Below are 17,221 nucleotides of genomic sequence, written 5' to 3' on the forward strand. Positions count from 1 at the left end.
GTGTCAGGCTGCGCTCGGGTCGGCGCCACGCAGGATGTACACGTCATCGCCGAAGACCGCGTTGACCTGCAACTCGCCGCCGAGAGCCCGGACGTAGCGGGCGATGGCCTCCACGGTCGCGACCTCGCCCCGCTCGATCTGCGAGACGCGTCCCTTGGTCACTCCCATGCGCTCGGCGACGTCGGTCTGGGTCAGTTCGAGCGCCTTCCGGCGCTCGGCCAGCCGGTGGCCGTCGATGTACGCCTGGACCCGCTTACCCGCCTCGGCGACCGCCTCCTCGCCCCCGGCGGCGGCCACGGCCTCGTCGCGAAGGTCGCTCCACCTCTCGAACCCGCTCACTCCCGTCCCTCCTTCTCGGCTCGGCGCTCGGTGAGGTACTGCTCGAACAGATCCTCGGCCTGAGGGATCGTCCGCCGGTACCACGCGTTCCAGTCGCCCGACTTGTCCCCACCGGCCAGCAGGATCGCCGACCTCCACGGGTCGAAGACGAAGAGGATCCTGACCGCGGAGTCCCCGGCCGACCCCGGCCGCAACTCCTTCAGGTTGTGGATCCGGGAGCCTGTGATCCTATCCACCAGGGGACGGCCCAGGCCGGGCCCGTCCTCGGCGAGCCGGTCAAGGGACCAAATGATCTGCTGTCGGGTCGGTACGTCCTGGTCGTTGAACCACTGGCGCCACTCTGTCGTGACCCTGATCTCCCACTCCTCCATGCGCCGGAGTTTAGGAAACACTCTACTTTGGGCGCAGGCGCTTCGCCATACTGGGTGATGGTTTCACTGCGCTGAGTGATGGTCGAAGTTTGGGGGCTCATGGAGCGCCTGCTTGCGCTGTTCGGGGCTGAGGGAGCGCGAGAGCCTCGGAATCGTGGGATTCCGAGGCTCGGTGGGAGGGGCGTCAGTCGTCGGAGGGGGAGGGGGAGGGGGCGCGCTTGAAGAGGTCGGCGCGGAGGCGGTCGCGGGTCTCGGCGAGGAGGGCTTCGGCGGCGTCGAGGTCGGTGTCGGCCAGGGAGGACTCCTGGGCGTCGCGGCGGACGTCCTCGACGAAGCGGCGCATCAGGCGCTCCAGCTTGAGGCGGGCGACGTCGTCACGGGAGCCGGTGACGTTGCGCCACGCGTCCTCCCAGTTGAGACGCCACTCCTCCTTCCAGGCCTCCTTCTGCTCGCGCCAGTACTCCTTCTGCCGCTTCCACTCGTCCTTCTGCCGGCCGGTGGCCTCCTTCCAGTGCTCCTTCTGGCGCTTCCACTCCTCTTTCTGCTGCTTGGTGTTCTCCTTCCACGCCTCCTTGGACGTGGTGCCCGCCGAGTCGCGCATGGTCTTGGCGGCGGCGGTCAGCTCCTCGCGCAGCGACCGGACGGTCTGCCGGACGTCCTGCTGCACCTCGCGGGCGAACTCCTGCGCGGAGGCGGTGATCTCCTCCTCGAGCTCGGCCAGCTCGTCCATCCGCCGCTCCAGCTCGTCGCGGCCCTTGTCGGTGAGCGAGTAGACCTTCTTGCCCTTGACGACCTCGTGGCTGACCAGGCCCTCGGACTCCAGGCGGGCCAGGCGCGGGTAGATCGTGCCGGGGGACGGCGAGTACACCCCGAGGAACCGGTCCTGGAGCAGCCGGATCACCTCGTAGCCGTGCCGCGGGGACTCCTCCAGCAGCTTGAGCAGGTACAGCCGAAGGCGGCCATGGCCGAAGACGGGGCTCAAGTCGACTCCTTCAGTCTTCCAGGGCGTCGTGGGCGGGCCTGGACAGCAGCGTCACGGTGCCGGAGATGGTGTTCACGGTGAGGTTCGCCGAGCCGTCGCCCAGCTTCCCCGAGAGCGTGCGCACGATGGCGCGGTCCTTGCGGGCGAGGTCCGGGAAGGACGCCTCGACGCGTCCGGTTCCGGAGTTGAGCTGGACCCGGGTCGAGGCGTGCTCGGGCAGCCGGACGGCCACGTCGGCCGACACGGTCTGGATCTCGGCCCGGCCGTCGCCGGGCAGGTCGACGTCGGCGGAGATCCGGCCGCTGATCGAGCGGGCGGACAGGCGGTCGACCGAGCCGCCCGCGAGGGCCAGCTCGCCGGACGCCGAGACGAACGTGACCCGGCCGTCCAGGCCCTGCGCCTCGACGTTCCCGCCGACCGTGTTCACCTCGATGTCGCCGATCACGTCGTGCAGCGTCACGCCGCCGGTGGCCGTGCGGACGGTGGTCTTGGCCGTGACGCCGGTGACCACGGCCTCGGCCGAGACCAGGGTGAGGCTGACCGGGCAGTCCGGCGGGACGGTCACGGTGACGACCGCGCTCGCCTTCTGCGTCCGCAGCCAGCTCAGCACGCCCTCGATCAGCTTCTCGTGCGTGATCGCCAGCATCCCGGCGTCGTGCGCGATCTGCAGCGGCGGCCCCTCGACGCCGGACACGTGCACCGACGGGCGGCCACCTCCGGCGACCACCGAGACGCTGCCCGCGATCAGCGTGACGCGCAGCGCCACCACCCCGTCGAACTCCATCGTGGCCGGTTCGTCGATCGTCCACCGCGACATCGCGTCTCAACCCTCCGTCCGAGTGACCACCCTACGGCACAACACGATATGTCGCGTCAGCGGAAAGTCAAGATGTATCGCGTTTTCCGCCGGGCCGGGAGCGCACCCGGGAACGGGCCGCGGGGCGGCGCTCCCGGGTCACTCGTCGTCGAGGTCGTCGTCATCGTCCAGCCGGGCCATCCAGGTGGCCAGGCGCTCGACCGGCGTCTCGAACTCGGGGTTCAGGTCCACGAACTCGCGCAGCCGCTCGGCCAGCCAGTGGAAGCTCACCGACTCCTCGCCGCGCCGCTCCGCCAGTTCCTCGATGCCCCGATCGGTGAAGTACATGATCCTCCGTCCCGACACGGGAGGGGGTCCCGGCGCACCGCGCCGGGACCCCCTCCTTCGTGCCGTCTTCTCGCTACTTGTCGCCGAACAGCCGGCCGAGCAGCGCCTCCTGCTCGGCCTGGTGCAGCTTGGCCGAGCCGACCGCCGGGGAGGACGACGCCGGGCGCGAGACCCGCTTCATCTTCAGCCCGTCGATCAGGTGCGGCAGCTTCAGCGCCATGAACGGCCAGGCGCCCATGTTCGCCGCCTCGTCCTGCACGAAGACCACCTCGACGCCCGCCGGGTACTTGGCGAGCTCGGCCTTGATCTCCTCGGCCGGCGCCGGGTACAGCCGCTCGACCCGGACGACCGCCGTGTCGGTGCGGCCCAGCTTGTCGCGCTGCGCCACCACGTCGTAGTAGATCTTGCCCGTGGTGAGCAGGACCCGCTTGACGCCCTTCGGGTCGATCCCGGTGTTGACCTCCGGGATGACCGGCTGGAACGCGCCCTCGGTGAGGTCGGTCACCGGGGACGTGGCGGCCTTCAGCCGCAGCAGCGACTTCGGCGTGAACACGATGAGCGGCTTGCCCCGGCCGGACAGCACCTGCCAGCGCAGCAGGTGGAAGTAGTTCGCCGGGGTGGTCGGGTAGACCACCGTCATGTTGTCCTGCGCGCACATCTGCAGGTAGCGCTCGATGCGCGCGGACGAGTGGTCCGGCCCCTGGCCCTCGTAGCCGTGCGGCAGCAGCAGGACGACGCTGGAGCGCTGCCCCCACTTCTGCTCGCCGGACGAGATGTACTCGTCCACGATCGACTGGGCGCCGTTGGCGAAGTCGCCGAACTGGGCCTCCCACGCGACCAGCGCGTTCGGGCGGGTCATGGAGTAGCCGTACTCGAAGCCCATGGCCGCGTACTCGCTGAGCAGCGAGTCGTGCGCGTAGAACTTCGAGGTGCCCTGGCCGAACTGCTTGAGCGGCGTGTACTCGTCGCCGGTCTTGCGGTCCACCAGCACCGCGTGCCGCTGGCCGAAGGTGCCGCGGCGGGAGTCCTGGCCGACGAGGCGGACCGGGTGGCCGTCGATGAGCAGGGAGCCGAAGGCCATCAGCTCGCCGGTCGCCCAGTCGATCGCGTTGTCGTCGACCGACTGCACGCGGCGCTGCAGGATCGGCTGCAGGCGCGGGTGCACCGAGAAGCCCTCCGGCAGGCTCACCTGGGAGGTGATCAGCCGCTTGACCGTCTCGGCGCTGATCGCCGAGCCGGCGGCGGCGTGGTCGATCGGGATGATCTCCTCGACGTCCGGCTTGACGACCGCACCCGGCTCGAGCGGCTTCTTGGCCGCCTCGCGGGTCTCGGTGAACGCGCGCTCCAGCTGCTCCTGGTAGTCGCGCAGCGCCGCCTCGGCCTCCTCGACCGTGATGTCGCCGCGGCCGATCAGGGCCTCGGTGTAGAGCTTGCGCACCGAGCGCTTGGCGTCGATCAGGTCGTACATCAGCGGCTGGGTGAACGAGGGGTTGTCCGACTCGTTGTGGCCCCGGCGCCGGTAGCAGATCATGTCGATGACGACGTCCTTCTTGAACGTCTGGCGGTACTCGAACGCGAGCCTCGCCACCCGGGCGCACGCCTCGGGGTCGTCGCCGTTCACGTGGAAGATCGGCGCCTGGATCATCCGGGCCACGTCGGTGGCGTACACGCTGGACCGCGAGTACTCCGGCGCGGTGGTGAAGCCGACCTGGTTGTTGACCACCACGTGCACGGTGCCGCCGGTGCGGTAGCCGCGCAGCTGGGACAGGTTCAGGGTCTCGGCGACCACGCCCTGGCCGGCGAACGCGGCGTCGCCGTGGATGAGGACCGGCAGGATCGTGAAGCCGGCCTCGCCGACGTCCAGCAGGTCCTGCTTGGCGCGGACGACGCCCTCCAGCACCGGGTCGACCGTCTCCAGGTGGGACGGGTTGGCGACCAGCTCGGTGTGGATGGTGGAGCCGTCGGCGCCGGTGAAGTCGCCCTGCGCGCCCAGGTGGTACTTGACGTCGCCGGAGCCCTGGGCCGACCGCGGGTCGAGGTTGCCCTCGAACTCGCCGAAGATCTGCCCGTAGGACTTGCCGATGATGTTGGCGAGCACGTTCAGCCGGCCGCGGTGCGCCATGCCGACGACGACCTCGTCCAGCGAGTCGGTCGCCGCGGCGGAGATCACCGAGTCGAGCAGCGGGATCAGCGACTCGCCGCCCTCGAGCGAGAACCGCTTCTGCCCAACGTACTTGGTCTGCAGGAACGTCTCGAAGGCCTCGGCGCTGTTCAGCCGCCGCAGGATGTGCAGCTGCTCTTCGCGGTTCGGCTTGTCGTGCGGGACCTCGACGCGGGCCTGGATCCAGGCGCGCTCCTCGGGGTCCTGGATGTGCATGTACTCGATGCCGATCGTCCGGCAGTAGGCCATGCGCAGCACGCCGAGGATGTCGCGCAGCTTCATGGTCGGCTTGCCGCCGAACCCGCCGGTCGCGAACTCGCGCTCCAGGTCCCACAGGGTGAGGCCGTGCTGGAGGATGTCGAGGTCGGGGTGGCGGCGCTGCGTGTACTCCAGCGGGTCGGTGTCGGCCATGAGGTGGCCGCGGACCCGGTAGGCGTGGATCAGCTCGTGGACGCGCGCGACCTTGGCGACGTCCTCCTCGTGCGTGGCCGAGATGTCCTTGACCCAGCGCACCGGCTCGTACGGGATGCGCAGCGCGGCGAAGATCTCGTCGTAGAAGCCGTCCTCGCCCAGGAGCAGCTGGTTGATCCGGCGGAGGAAGTCGCCGGACTGCGCGCCCTGGATGATCCGGTGGTCGTACGTCGAGGTCAGCGTCATGACCTTGCTGATCCCCATGCGCGCGAGGGTCTCCTCGGACGCGCCGGAGAACTCGGCCGGGTACTCCATGGCCCCGACGCCGATGATCGTGCCCTGGCCGGGCATCAGCCGCGGCACGGAGTGGACCGTGCCGATGGTGCCCGGGTTGGTCAGGGAGATCGTGGTGCCCTGGAAGTCCTCCAGCGTCAGCTTGTTGCCGCGCGCCTTGCGGACGATCTCCTCGTAGGCCGCCCAGAACTGGCGGAAGTCGAGGGTCTCGGCCGCCTTGACGGACGGGACGACCAGCTGGCGGGAGCCGTCCGGCTTCCGCAGGTCGATCGCCAGGCCGAAGTTCACGTGCTCCGGCTTGACCAGGGTCGGCTTGCCGTCGACCTCGGCGTAGGCGTGGTTCATCTCCGGCATCGCGGCCATCGCCCTGACAATGGCGAACCCGATGAGGTGGGTGAACGAGACCTTGCCGCCGCGCCCGCGCTTCAGGTGGTTGTTGATGACGATGCGGTTGTCGATCAACAGCTTGGCGGGCACCGCGCGCACGGACGTGGCCGTCGGAACCGACAGGCTCAGGTCCATGTTCTGCGCCGTGCGCGCCGCCACTCCGCGCAGCTTCTCCTGCTCGCCCGCGGGGACGGGCGGGCCGGCGGGCTTGGCCGCCTTCTTGGCGTCAGCGCTGGCCGGGGGCTTCGGCGCCGGGGCCGTCGTCGGCGGTGCCGCGGGCACGCCGGCGGCCGGGGCCGTGGTCATCGGGGGAGTCGCGGCCGGCCGGGAACCCGGCTGGTAATCCGCGAAGAAGTTCCACCACGCCTCGTCAACGGAGTTGGGGTCTTCGAGGTACTTCTGGTACAGCTCGTCGACCAGCCATTCGTTGGCACCGAAGTCTGTGGTCTTGGGGTCGGCACTGGATTGCGCTGACTCTGTCGACACGGCGGAGATCGCCCTCTTCCGCAGCTCGTGAGTTCTGAGACGAGTCAAGGCTACTCGCACTTGGGCCCCCACCATGCCAGCGCCCGGCTACCCCGAACGCTCAAGGGCCAAAACCGTAGATTTTGCCCAAATCTCGGGGGTTGAATCGGCGACGTACGCCACATCCGGCGAACGGACGGGGCGCGGATGTGGCGACCGTCTCATGGAAATGGCCCGTCCGGCGCCTCTCCGGGCCCTCGCGGGCGGGATCGGCGTCCGGACGGGCCGGTCGTTCGGGTGGATCGGCGCCTTGACGGACCGTGTCCGGGTGGATCAGTGGCTGTGCTCGGGGATGGTCGGGCCCTCGCTCGACTGGACGAGCACGAAGCCCTGGCCCTGGAAGGCCATCTGCATGGCCTCGCCGCTGCCCCGGCCGATCAGGGCGCCGGCCTTCATGGTGCGGTTGATGCCGACTTGGAGGCTGGTGCTCCAGGCCACGGCCGCGTCGCCGTCGGCGAACGTCGGGGCCCGCCCGGCGTCCAGCATGACCGGGGCGCCGTGGGTGTGGACCGCGACCCAGCCGGTGCCGCCGATCGTGGTGTTGAACAGGCCGCCGGACATGACGCCCGCGCCCTGGACCTTCTTGATGTCGGTCTGCATGTGCGCGTCGTAGGCCAGGATGTTGGCCCCGTTCACGGTGAGCTGCTCGTTCTCCAGGTAGAACAGGTGGACGTCCTCGGCGTTGTGCGCCAGGAAGAGCAGGCCCTGCCCCTTCGCGCGCATCAGCGGCGCACCCTCGCCGGTGAGCGCCTTCTTGAGGAACTTGCCGACCCCGCCCGCGCCCTGGTACTCGAAGTCCATCTGGCCCTGGAACGCCACCATCGCGCCCTGGCGGGCGATGACGTCGCCGTTGAGGTGGACGCGGAGCATCTTGGAGTTCTGGAGCGCGAAGTGACCGGGAACGGGCTCGCCCTGGTCCATGTTGTTGAAGAAGGGGCTGCGCATTTTCTGTGGGAGACCTTTCGGGCCCGGATCGGGCCTGTTCGGGTGGCCGACGCGCGGGGTGCGTCCCTGAAAGCCAGCCACCCTACCGATCCAACCTGAACACTCCCTGAACGTTTCATATCAACGTTTAAGCAGGTGTTTAAATGGAATCGGGTGAATCGCTCACGCGGGACCGAGCCGGGCGCGGTCGTGCGGCGCCGTCCAGTCGACGATCGGACCTTTCGGGACGACCCCGGACGGATTGATGAACTTGTGCGTCATGTAATAGTGCCGTTTGATCTGGTCGAAGTCCGTCGTTTCGGAGAACTCAGGCCTGGAGTACAGGTCTCGGGCGTATCCCCAGAGGTTGGGGTAGTTGACCAGCCGCCGCAGGTTGCACTTGAAGTGGCCGTGGTAGACGGCGTCGAAGCGGGCGAGGGTCGGATAGAGCCGGACGTCGGCCTCGGTCAGCCGGTCCCCGACCAGGTAGCGCCGGTCGGCCAGGCGCTCCTCCAGGCCGTCGAGCGTGGTGAACAGGGCGTCCACGGCCTCCTCGTAGGCCTCCTGCTGGGTGGCGATCCCGGCCTTGTAGACGCCGTTGTTGACGGTCGTGTAGACGAGCTCGTTCAGCTCGTCGATCTCCGGGCGCAGCCTCTCGGGGTAGAGGTCCGGGGCGTCCGGCCGCTGGTAGGCGCCGAACTCGGTCTCGAACATGGTCGTGATGTCCGGGAAGTCGTTGGTCACCAGGCGTCCGGTCGTGGTGTCCCAGACACAGGGCACGGTGTACCGGTCGCCGGTGAACTCGGGGTCGGTGGCCAGGTACAGCTCGGACAGGAAGGTCGCCCCGGTCACCGGGTCGGGCTCGGGGAAGCGCCAGCCGCGCTCGTCCCGGATCGGGTCCACCACGCCGAGCGTGATCACGTCCTCCAGGCCCAGCAGGCGGCGGACGATCATGCTCCGGTGCGCCCACGGGCAGGCGTGGGACACCAGCAGCCGGTAGCGCCCGGCCTCGGCGGGATAGGGGCTCGAGCCGTCCGCGGTGATCCTTCCGGTGAACCGGTTGGCCTGCCGGACGAACCGTCCGGCCTTCATCTCCTTCGGGACGTCCGAGGTCATCTGGACGGCGCCCCCGGACGCCGTTCCCCGCGCCTTCTCCCGGGCCTTCTCCGGCGCCTCGCCCTGAGTCTTCTCGTGCGCGCTCATGTCCGTGGTCCTTCCCGTGGACGGAATTCTTTCCCGGACCCATCCAAAGTAGGGCTTTCTCCTGCGACTTCAGAGGGATCCGGTGGTACCGGGCCGCTGACTACGATGACGACGTACCGCCCCGCGAATCGCGCGGGGCTCCTGCCGCGGGGGACGGGATGCTCGAGAACTTCAACGCCTTGACGGACGGCCTGCCGCCCGCGCTCATCTATCTGATGATCGCGGCGTTGGTGTTCGCCGAGGCCGCGCTGTTCTTCGGCTTCGTCCTGCCGGGTGAGACCGCGATCGTGGTCGGCGGCATCCTGGCCAGCCAGCACAAGCTGTCGCTGCCGCTGCTCCTGGTGATCGCGATCGTCGCGGCGGTGACCGGCGACTCGGTCGGGTACGAGATCGGGCGGAAACTCGGCCCGCGGCTGCTCACGACCAGGGTCATGGTCCGGCACGAGGGCAAGGTGTCCAAGACCCAGGAGATGATCCGCAGGCGCGGCGGGCTGGCCGTGATCATCGGCCGCTTCACCGCGCTGCTGCGCGCGCTGATGCCCGCGCTGGTAGGCCTCTCGAAGATGCCGTACCCGAAGTTCCTGCTGTTCAACTTCATCGGCGGCGTCGTCTGGGTGAGCACGTTCACGCTCGGCGGCTACTTCGCCGGGACCGCGTTCGAGCACGTCGCCAAGCTCGCGGGGCAGGGCCTGGCGATCGGCGTCGCGGTGGTCGCGGTCGTCGCCCTGGTGGTCTGGCACTTCCGCAAGAAGAAGCGTGAGGAGACCGAGGAGGCCGCCGCCCGCCTCGAGCACGAGCAGGCGGAGCAGGAGGCCGTCCAGGGCTAGGAGGCCGTCCAGGGCTGATCGCGCCCCGGCCCGCGACCTGAGCCCGCCCGGCGGCCGCCATGCGGCCCGCGGGCGGGCTTCGCGCTCTACGGGTGGACGTCGGCCATGTGGTGGACGGAGGCGCGGCCGAAGATCGGCGGCAGGTCCAGGAAGGTGCGGACGCCGGTCGGCGCGGCGCAGACGACCGGGACGGCGTTCACGGCATGGGCGGCCGCGGCGGCGATGCCGTTGGTGACCCAGTCCTCGCCGGTGGTGAGGGTGATCGACGGGCGGCCCTCGACCCGCACCGAGTAGCCGGGACGTCCCCACTCGGGCGCGACGTCCGGGCCGACCTTGTAGACGGTCTCCAGGCCGATGACGGGGCGTCCGCCGACCATCGCGCTGAACGTCCAGCGGACGGCCGCGACCGTGCCCGCGCGGACGGTCCCGGCGGCGGCCTCGACGTCCTCGGCGGCGACCCGGTAGGCGACGTCGGTGTCGACCTCGGGCGGGGCGAGGCCGAGCCCGGCGGCGACCAGGTGCAGGCTCTCGCCGAAGGTGGTCCGCATGGCCGGGCGGGCCCGCCGCAGGAACGCGCCGAACTCGTCCTCGGTCCGGCCGAGGCCGACCAGGTCGCGCAGCATCCGCGGGGACGGGTGCCCGGTGAAGTCCGAGCACTCGCGGACGAACACGTGCGTGACCTGCCGCGACAGCCGGGACAGCAGCAGCGGCATCACGTCCGACATGAAGCCGGGATTGACGCCGCAGCCGTGCAGGGACGACCCGCCGCGCGCGCACGAGTCCTCCAGCGCGTCCACCAGGCCCTGCCCGTGCGCCCGCGGGTAGACGTAGCCGGTGGTCGCGATGACGTTCTTCCCGGACGCCAGCAGCGCGTGCACGGTGTCCAGGTCGGCGAACGGCTCGCCGCCGGGGGCCGGCGCGTAGACGACGCAGTCGGCTTCCAGGTCGAGGAGCGCCTCGGTGGACAGGGTGGCGGCCACCCCGGTCGGGCCCCGTCCGGCGAGCGTGCCCGCGTCGATGCCGTCCTTGGCGGGGTCGAACACCCGCACCCCGGCGAGCTCCAGGTCCGGGCGCTCCAGCACGGCCCGGATGGCGCTGCGTCCGAGCGCGCCGGTCGCCCACTGGATGACGCGGAGCGGACGGTCGCCGGGAAGGTCGGTCATGCCTGTCCTCCGTACTCGCCGGGTAGGGGTGCTTCGGGGTGGTACGCCGGAGATCCGAAGCAGAGGAGACTACGCGGGATACCCCGTGACGTGGGCTGGTTGGGCGGATTTCCCAGCGGAGTCACAGACGGGCCGCAGGCGGACCCGCAGAAGGGCCGCGGGCATGCCGCGGGCGGGTCACAAAAGGGCCGCGGGCGGGGCGCGGGGGAGGCCACCCCGAAGCCGAGCGGGATTCGGTCGGATGGTATCCAGTAACCGCCCAGGGTGATTACCTGGGAGTAGCAGCCGCAGCGAGGTGAGGAGAACCGGATGACGGAACTGCGCTATGACGGGCGCGTCGCGATCGTGACGGGCGCCGGGCACGGACTGGGCCGCCAGCACGCGCTGGAGCTGGCCGCGCGCGGCGCGAAGGTCGTCGTCAACGACCTGGGCGGGGACCGCTCCGGCGTGGGCGCCTCGGCCGGCCCGGCGCAGGAGGTCGTGGACGAGATCACCAAGAACGGCGGCGAGGCCGTCGCCAGCCCCGACAACGTCGCGACGCCCGAGGGCGCGGAGGCCATCGTCCGGACGGCCCTCGACACGTTCGGCAAGCTCGACATCGTCGTCAACAACGCGGGCATCCTGCGCGACAAGTCGTTCAAGAACATGAGCGTCGAGGAGTGGGACGCGGTCATCGCCGTCCACCTGCGCGGCTCGTTCCTGGTCACCAAGGCCGCGTGGCCGCACCTGCGCGAGAACGGCCACGGCCGGATCGTCAACACCTCGTCCCCGGCGGGCCTGTTCGGCAACTTCGGCCAGGCGAACTACTCCACCGCCAAGATGGGCCTGGTCGGCTTCACCAAGACGCTCGCGCACGAGGGCGCCAAGTACGACATCAAGGCCAACGCGATCGCCCCGGTCGCGTGGACCCGGATGACCGAGGACCTGCTGCCCGCCGACTTCGCGGACCGCCTCGGCGTCGACAAGGTCACCCCGCTCGTGGCGTACCTGGCGCACGAGTCCAACCCGGACTCGGGCGAGGTCTACACGGTCGGCGGCGGCCGGATCGCCAAGATCCTGGTCGCCGAGGGCGCGGGCTGGGGCACCTCGGACGCCATGACCGTCGAGTCCGTCCGGGACAACTGGGCGGCGATCAACGCGGCCGAGCCGTTCACCGTCCCGCGCAACGTGGGCGAGCAGATGGGGCCGCTGATCCAGCAACTCTCCTCCTGACCCGATGGGCTCGCTGAGGCTCGACCGGCGGGACGGGGTGCTCACCGTGGCCCTGTCCCGTCCCGAGCGGCTGAACGCGGTCACCGCCGAGCTGACCGAGGAGATGCTGGACGTCCTCAACGGGCTCATGGCCGACGCGGACACCCGGGTCGTCGTCCTCACCGGCGACGGCCGCGGGTTCTGCTCCGGCATGGACCTGCAGGGCGGCGACCCTGGCGACGCGTCCGGGCAGGGACGCGTCCAGCGGCTCTACGGCGCCATCGCGCGCGGCGGCGAGGTCACCGCGCGGCTGCGCGAGATCCCGCAGCCCGTGATCGCGGCCCTGCACGGCCCGGTCGCGGGCATGGGCGTGTCCTGGGCGCTCGCGTGCGATCTGCGCGTCGCCGACCCGACGACGCGGTTCGTCGTCCCGTTCACCGATCTCGGCCTGTCCGCGGGCGACTGCGGCTTGTCCTGGCTGCTGCCGCGCCTGGTCGGCCCGGCGAAGGCGGCCGAGCTCGCCTACCTGGCCGAACGCCTCGACGTGGACGCCGCGGACGCGCTGGGCCTGGTCACCCGGCGCGCCGCCGAGGGCGGCGACCTGGCCGAGGCGCACGCCCTGGCCGACCGGCTGCTGGCCAAGTCCCCGTACGGCCTGCGCCGGACGAAGGAACTCCTGAACGCGTCCCTGGACGCCCCCGGCCTGCGGCGGCATCTTCAGGCCGAGACCAGCGTCCAGACCCTCGCGTTCTTCACCAGGGACCTGGTGGAGGGCATGACGGCCGCGCTGGAGAGGCGTCCGCCCGACTTCAGGGACCAGTGAGCGAAACGACGATGCCGGTGTCCATGGACACCGGCATCGTCGTTGAGTGCTCCGTTAGCCCGCAAGGGCGGCTGCCAGGGCTTCCGCGTAACGCAGCGCGGCGAGGCGGGCGAGGGCGGGGTGCGCGCCGAGCGGGGCGGCGGCGGTGCCGCCGACGGCCGCGGCCGCGCGGGTGATGCGGTCGGCGGAGACCTCGGGGCCGATCAGGTGCGGCGCGAGCGCCACGTTGCGGACGCCGGACGCGCGGAGCCGCTCGGCGGCGGCGCGCAGCGAGACCTCGTCGTCCAGGGACGCGGTGAAGACCGGGCAGGCGAGCCGCGACGCGAGCAGCACGCTGGTGATCTCGGCCTGGCGCACCGCGGACTCGTCGCCGGGCGGCGCGACCACGACGCCGCCGGCCTCGGTGACCATGGTCATCATCCGGATCCGGTCGGCGCGGGCGAGGCCCGACTCGGCGAGCCGGTCGTGCAGCCCCTCGGCGATCAGCGGGTGCGGGCCGAGCGGGTCGGCGGCCACCACCGGGACCGGCGCGGTGGCGACGGCGGCGGCCACCACGCTCATGATGGCCGGATCCGGGCCGGTGACCAGCGGGACCACCACCGCGGCGGGCTCGTCCGGACGGCTCGGGGCGAGCCGGGACAGCACCGCGCCGAGCCCGTCCGGGCCGCCGCCGAGGCTCGCGACCACGGCCGGCTGGCCGGTGTTCTCCAGCTCGACGGCCCGCGCGAGCTCGGCCGCGACCGCTCCGGCCTGGCCGCTCGCCGGTCCCGGTACGGCCAGGATGAGCGCGGGCGAGCCCGGGGGGAGAAGGAAGGATTCGTCTCCGCGGTGCCGTCCGCCGCGCAGGGCTCGGGATCGGCGCGACGGAAGTGCCTCGGATGCCTGGCTTTCGGGAGTCACGGCGGGAATCGTAACGCCGTCGGTTGCGCTCCGGAACTCACGGTGTCGGAGTGGCCCCGGTTCGGCGGGGGTCGCGGGCCTCCGTCGTTACCTGGACAACCCCCTCGACAACGGCGGTCCGGTGGGGTGGACAACAGGCCGGTCACGAACAGATCGCGGACGGGGCGGCGCGCCGTGATCCAGCGCATAGTAGGCTCCGCAGACCCCCGCACAATACGCATCGGGAGGTAATCCCGCAGATGTCGTCTAAACGACGGCGGTTCTCCTCGATTCGGACGAGGATCGCCGTGCTGGCCCTGGTGCCGCTCGTGTCCCTGGTCGCCCTCTGGGCGTTCGTCACGACGGTTCTCTTCGGCAGTGCCAACAGCCTCCTGCAAGGAGGCGACTTCCAGAACAAGTGGCTGCTGCCCACGCAGCGGCTCATCGTGGAACTGCAGAAGGAGCGCCGTCTCACCGAGGTCTACGTCGGTTCGCACGGGACGCGGTACAAGGTCGACCTGGCGGCGCAGCGGGACCACACCGACGCCGCCGCGGCGATCGTCCGGGACGGCGCGCGCGACAAGGACCTGCGCGGCACGGTCGGCGCCGACGAGCTGAAGGCGATGGACGCGCTCGCCGCCAAGACGCGCGACCTCCCGAACATCCGCCGCGCGATCGACACCGGCGGCCTGCAGCGCCCGGGCATCCTCACCCAGTTCGCCGCGATCGTCGACTCGGGCTTCTCCGTCTACAACAACGGGACCCCGAGCGGCGACGGCACGCTCGCCGTGGACGCCCGCACGCTCACCGCCCTGGCCCGCGCCCATGAGTACCTGTCCCGCGAGGACGCCCTGCTCGCCGGGGCCCTGGCCGCGGGCCGGGTCACCGTCGCCGAGCGCGCCGAGTTCGCGCGGCTGAGCGGCGCCCAGCGCACCCTGTACGCCGACACCGCGCCGATGCTGACCCGCGTGGACCGCGCCGAGTGGGCCCAGATCGAGCAGACGCCGACGATGGTCCAGCTCCGCGCGATGGAGGACCAGGTCGTCCAGAACCTCTCGCCGTCCGGGAACCGGCTTCGCCGCGGTGTCCCGCCGGTGGACGAGGACTCCTGGCGGTCCGCGTCCGAGATCATGCGGGACCGGTTGTACAAGTTCGAGAACCAGGTGCTCGACCACATCATCCAGAGTGCGCGCGGCATCGGGATGAAGGTGTTCCTCCAGCTCGGCGTCGCCGGCGGGCTCGGCCTCGTCGCGATCGTGACGTCGTCGCTGATCGCCTGGCGGGTCGCCCGGCGGCTGGTCGAGGAGTGCCGGCGGCTGGCGTCCCAGGTGGGCGACTTCGCGCGCAACCGGCTGCCGGTGCTCGCCGACGCCGCCCGCCACGGCAAGCCGTTCGACCTCGCCGACGCGCTCGGCGGCGAGGAGAATCGGGACTACCGGATCCTGGAGATCCGGCGCATCTCGCGCGCGTTCGTCCGCACCCGCGACGCCGTCCTCACGGCCGCGGCGGGCGAGCTGGCCGCGCGGCGCGGCGTCAACGAGGTGTTCGTCAACCTCGCCCGCCGCAACCAGGCGCTGCTGCACCGGCAGCTCGGCCTGCTCGACACGCTCGAGCGGCGCACCGAGGACCCGGCCGAGCTCGCCGACCTGTTCAAGCTCGACCACCTCGCCACCCGCATGCGGCGGCACGCCGAGGGCCTGGTCATCCTCGCGGGCAAGCACGCCGGACGCGGCTGGCGCAACCCCGTCCCGCTCGTGGACGTGGTGCGCGGCGCCGTCGCCGAGGTGGAGGACTACCCGCGGGTCCGCGTGCAGCCGCTGCCTCGGCTGTCGGTGGTCGGCTCCGCCGTCACCGACGTGGTGCACCTGCTCGCCGAGATCGTCGAGAACGCCACCGCGTTCTCCCCGCCCGGCGCGCCCGTGCTGGTCACCGGCCACCGGGTCGGGCACGGCCTGGCCGTCGAGGTGGAGGACCGCGGTCTCGGCATGGACGAGGCGGCGCTCGCCGACGCCAACTCCCGGCTGACCGACCCGCCGGACTTCGACCCCGCCGACAGCGCCCGGCTCGGCCTGGCGATCGTCGGACGGCTCGCCGTGCGGCACGACATCAAGGTCACGCTGCGGCCGTCCCCGTACGGCGGCACGACCGCGATCGCGCTGCTGCCGGACGCGCTGCTCGTCGAGAACCCCGAGCCGGTCTCGGTCCTGCGCCGTCCGACGGGCTCGATGACCGCGGCCCCGCTCTCGGACGGAACCGTCGCGGCGGGCACGCGCGTCGCGGTCGCCCCGGCGGTCCGGCTGGTCGCCGAGCCCGCGGCGGACGGCGACGGTCCAGGGCCGTCCCGAGCGCCCGAGGCGCGCCCGGAGCCGGAGATCGGGCCGGACGGCCTGCCGCGCCGCCGCCGCAAGAGCCTCGACCCGACCGCGTCGGTCCGTCCGGACAGCGCGAACGGTTCGAACGGTGCGAACGGCCTGTCGAGGAAGGTCGGCGACCCGGCGCGCACGGTGAAGGACATGGCCGTGACCGGCTCGTCCGGTGACGCGGACGGCTCGGGAGACCCCACGGAGACCGGCCCGAACGGACTGCCCCGGCGCAGGCGGCAGACGCACCTGGCCCCGCAGCTGCGCGACCGCGTGGACTCGCGTCTCTCCTCGCAGAGCCGGTCCGCGCGTCCGCGCCCGGATGCGCCGGACGGCGGCTATCCCGCCGAGCCGCATGTCGCGCCCGGCGACCTGGACGCGGCGACGACCGGTCCGCTGCCGATTCAGGCCGACGTCCCGGAACCGGGGGCGTCCGGCCCGTTCGCCGCCCCCGTGCCGCCCGGCGCGGGCGACGGCGACCGCTCGCCCGAGTCGCTGCGCTCGATGTTCTCGGCGATGCAGGCGGGCTGGCAGCGCGGCCGCGCGGAGGGCACCGACACGCCTCCGTTCGGCACCGCTCCGTCCGCCGGCAGGCCGCGGGACGGCGCGTCCGGCGGCGACGCCGGGCCCGCGGCCGGCCCGCCGCGGACCGACCCCGCCGCGTCCCGCGCGGCGCAGCCCCCCGACGCGGCGCACCCACCCGCCGCAGGACGTGAGGACGCGAACTCACCCGCCGCTCCCACAGGCTCCCCGGACCCGACCACCACTCCACCCGACCAGGAGGACGAAACCCGATGACACAAGCCCACAAGGCCGGTGGAGCGGCGGCAGGCGAGCTGAACTGGCTGCTCGACAACCTGGTGCAGCGCGTTCCGCAGGTCCAGAACGCGGTGGTGCTGTCCAGCGACGGGCTGCGCATGGCGGCGTCCAGCGGGCTCGCGCGGGAGGACTCCGAGCACATGTCGGCGGTCGCGGCGAGCTTCCAGAGCCTCGCCCGCGGCGCGGGGGAGACCTTCGGCGGCGGGGCCGTCCGGCAGACCATCGTGGAGATGGAGAACTCGTTCCTCATCATCTCGGCGGCCGGGCACGGCGCGTGCCTGGCCGTCCTGGCGGACGCCGGGGCCGACCTCGGCGTCATCGCCTACGAGATGGCGATGCTGGTGACCCGGGTGGGCCAGCACCTGTCGGCCGACCCGCGCTCGGCCGTCCCGGCCGGTCAGCAGGGCGGCGCCTAGCC

The 17,221-nt window shown here is 71.6% G+C and carries 15 protein-coding genes; 5 read left to right on the forward strand and 10 right to left on the reverse strand.

All coding sequences use genetic code 11. From position 1 onward, the window contains the following. Window positions 1-3: 3 nt before the first annotated feature. From AB0L06_RS02130 to AB0L06_RS02165, 8 genes are all read right to left on the reverse strand, one after another. Window positions 4-339: a helix-turn-helix domain-containing protein gene (locus tag AB0L06_RS02130; protein ID WP_500229042.1), complete on the reverse strand. Its 336-nt coding sequence runs from the start codon at window positions 337-339 to the stop codon at window positions 4-6. Then, a complete protein-coding gene (locus AB0L06_RS02135) occupies window positions 336-710 on the reverse strand; it encodes a type II toxin-antitoxin system RelE/ParE family toxin (protein WP_500229043.1) in 375 nt (124 codons plus the stop codon). Before AB0L06_RS02135 ends, AB0L06_RS02130 begins: the two co-directional genes overlap by 4 nt. Before the next feature lie 184 nt (window positions 711-894). Further along, window positions 895-1,692: a PadR family transcriptional regulator gene (locus AB0L06_RS02140; protein WP_500229044.1), complete on the reverse strand. Its 798-nt coding sequence runs from the start codon at window positions 1,690-1,692 to the stop codon at window positions 895-897. 10 nt (window positions 1,693-1,702) lie between these two features. Next, window positions 1,703-2,509: a DUF4097 family beta strand repeat-containing protein gene (locus AB0L06_RS02145; RefSeq protein ID WP_500229045.1), complete on the reverse strand. Its 807-nt coding sequence runs from the start codon at window positions 2,507-2,509 to the stop codon at window positions 1,703-1,705. Window positions 2,510-2,647: 138 nt separating this feature from the next. After that, complete coding sequence (locus tag AB0L06_RS02150) at window positions 2,648-2,836, reverse strand: DUF6104 family protein (RefSeq protein WP_026413770.1); 189 nt, start codon at window positions 2,834-2,836, stop codon at window positions 2,648-2,650. A gap of 73 nt (window positions 2,837-2,909) precedes the next feature. Next, window positions 2,910-6,575, reverse strand: coding sequence for a multifunctional oxoglutarate decarboxylase/oxoglutarate dehydrogenase thiamine pyrophosphate-binding subunit/dihydrolipoyllysine-residue succinyltransferase subunit (locus AB0L06_RS02155; RefSeq protein ID WP_500229046.1), 3,666 nt, complete (start codon window positions 6,573-6,575; stop codon window positions 2,910-2,912). Window positions 6,576-6,887: 312 nt separating this feature from the next. Then, window positions 6,888-7,559, reverse strand: a complete 672-nt coding sequence (locus AB0L06_RS02160) for an AIM24 family protein (RefSeq protein WP_500229047.1) — start codon at window positions 7,557-7,559, stop codon at window positions 6,888-6,890. Window positions 7,560-7,721: 162 nt separating this feature from the next. Further along, a complete protein-coding gene (locus AB0L06_RS02165; RefSeq protein ID WP_500229048.1) occupies window positions 7,722-8,741 on the reverse strand; it encodes a glutathione S-transferase family protein in 1,020 nt (339 codons plus the stop codon). 158 nt (window positions 8,742-8,899) lie between these two features. Between AB0L06_RS02165 and AB0L06_RS02170 the strand changes: the two genes are divergently transcribed. Further along, window positions 8,900-9,568 carry a DedA family protein gene (locus AB0L06_RS02170; RefSeq protein WP_500229049.1) on the forward strand — a complete coding sequence of 223 codons (669 nt, stop codon included), beginning with the start codon at window positions 8,900-8,902 and terminating at the stop codon, window positions 9,566-9,568. 86 nt (window positions 9,569-9,654) lie between these two features. Here the strand turns inward: AB0L06_RS02170 and AB0L06_RS02175 are convergent, their stop codons facing one another. Beyond that, on the reverse strand, window positions 9,655-10,731 hold the full coding sequence (locus AB0L06_RS02175; RefSeq protein ID WP_500229050.1) for an NAD(P)H-dependent amine dehydrogenase family protein: 1,077 nt from the start codon (window positions 10,729-10,731) through the stop codon (window positions 9,655-9,657). Between the two features lie 309 nt (window positions 10,732-11,040). Here AB0L06_RS02175 and AB0L06_RS02180 point away from each other — a divergent pair, with 309 nt between their 5' ends. Together AB0L06_RS02180 and AB0L06_RS02185 are read left to right on the forward strand one after the other, a co-directional pair. Beyond that, window positions 11,041-11,943: an SDR family oxidoreductase gene (locus AB0L06_RS02180; RefSeq protein ID WP_500229051.1), complete on the forward strand. Its 903-nt coding sequence runs from the start codon at window positions 11,041-11,043 to the stop codon at window positions 11,941-11,943. A 4-nt stretch (window positions 11,944-11,947) separates the two neighbouring features. Beyond that, window positions 11,948-12,745, forward strand: coding sequence for an enoyl-CoA hydratase/isomerase family protein (locus AB0L06_RS02185; RefSeq protein ID WP_500229052.1), 798 nt, complete (start codon window positions 11,948-11,950; stop codon window positions 12,743-12,745). A 54-nt stretch (window positions 12,746-12,799) separates the two neighbouring features. Here the strand turns inward: AB0L06_RS02185 and AB0L06_RS02190 are convergent, their stop codons facing one another. Beyond that, window positions 12,800-13,645 (reverse strand): sirohydrochlorin chelatase, encoded by an 846-nt coding sequence (locus AB0L06_RS02190; protein ID WP_500229053.1) that lies wholly within the window; start codon window positions 13,643-13,645, stop codon window positions 12,800-12,802. Window positions 13,646-13,884: 239 nt separating this feature from the next. Here AB0L06_RS02190 and AB0L06_RS02195 point away from each other — a divergent pair, with 239 nt between their 5' ends. Next, window positions 13,885-16,782 carry a sensor histidine kinase gene (locus tag AB0L06_RS02195; RefSeq protein WP_500229054.1) on the forward strand — a complete coding sequence of 966 codons (2,898 nt, stop codon included), beginning with the start codon at window positions 13,885-13,887 and terminating at the stop codon, window positions 16,780-16,782. Then, window positions 16,779-17,219, forward strand: a complete 441-nt coding sequence (locus AB0L06_RS02200; protein ID WP_500229055.1) for a roadblock/LC7 domain-containing protein — start codon at window positions 16,779-16,781, stop codon at window positions 17,217-17,219. The genes AB0L06_RS02195 and AB0L06_RS02200 overlap by 4 nt, the downstream gene beginning before the upstream one ends. Window positions 17,220-17,221: the final 2 nt, after the last annotated feature.

It is taken from the genome of Spirillospora sp. NPDC052269 (genome assembly GCF_040679435.1).
GTDB lineage: Bacteria > Actinomycetota > Actinomycetes > Streptosporangiales > Streptosporangiaceae > Spirillospora.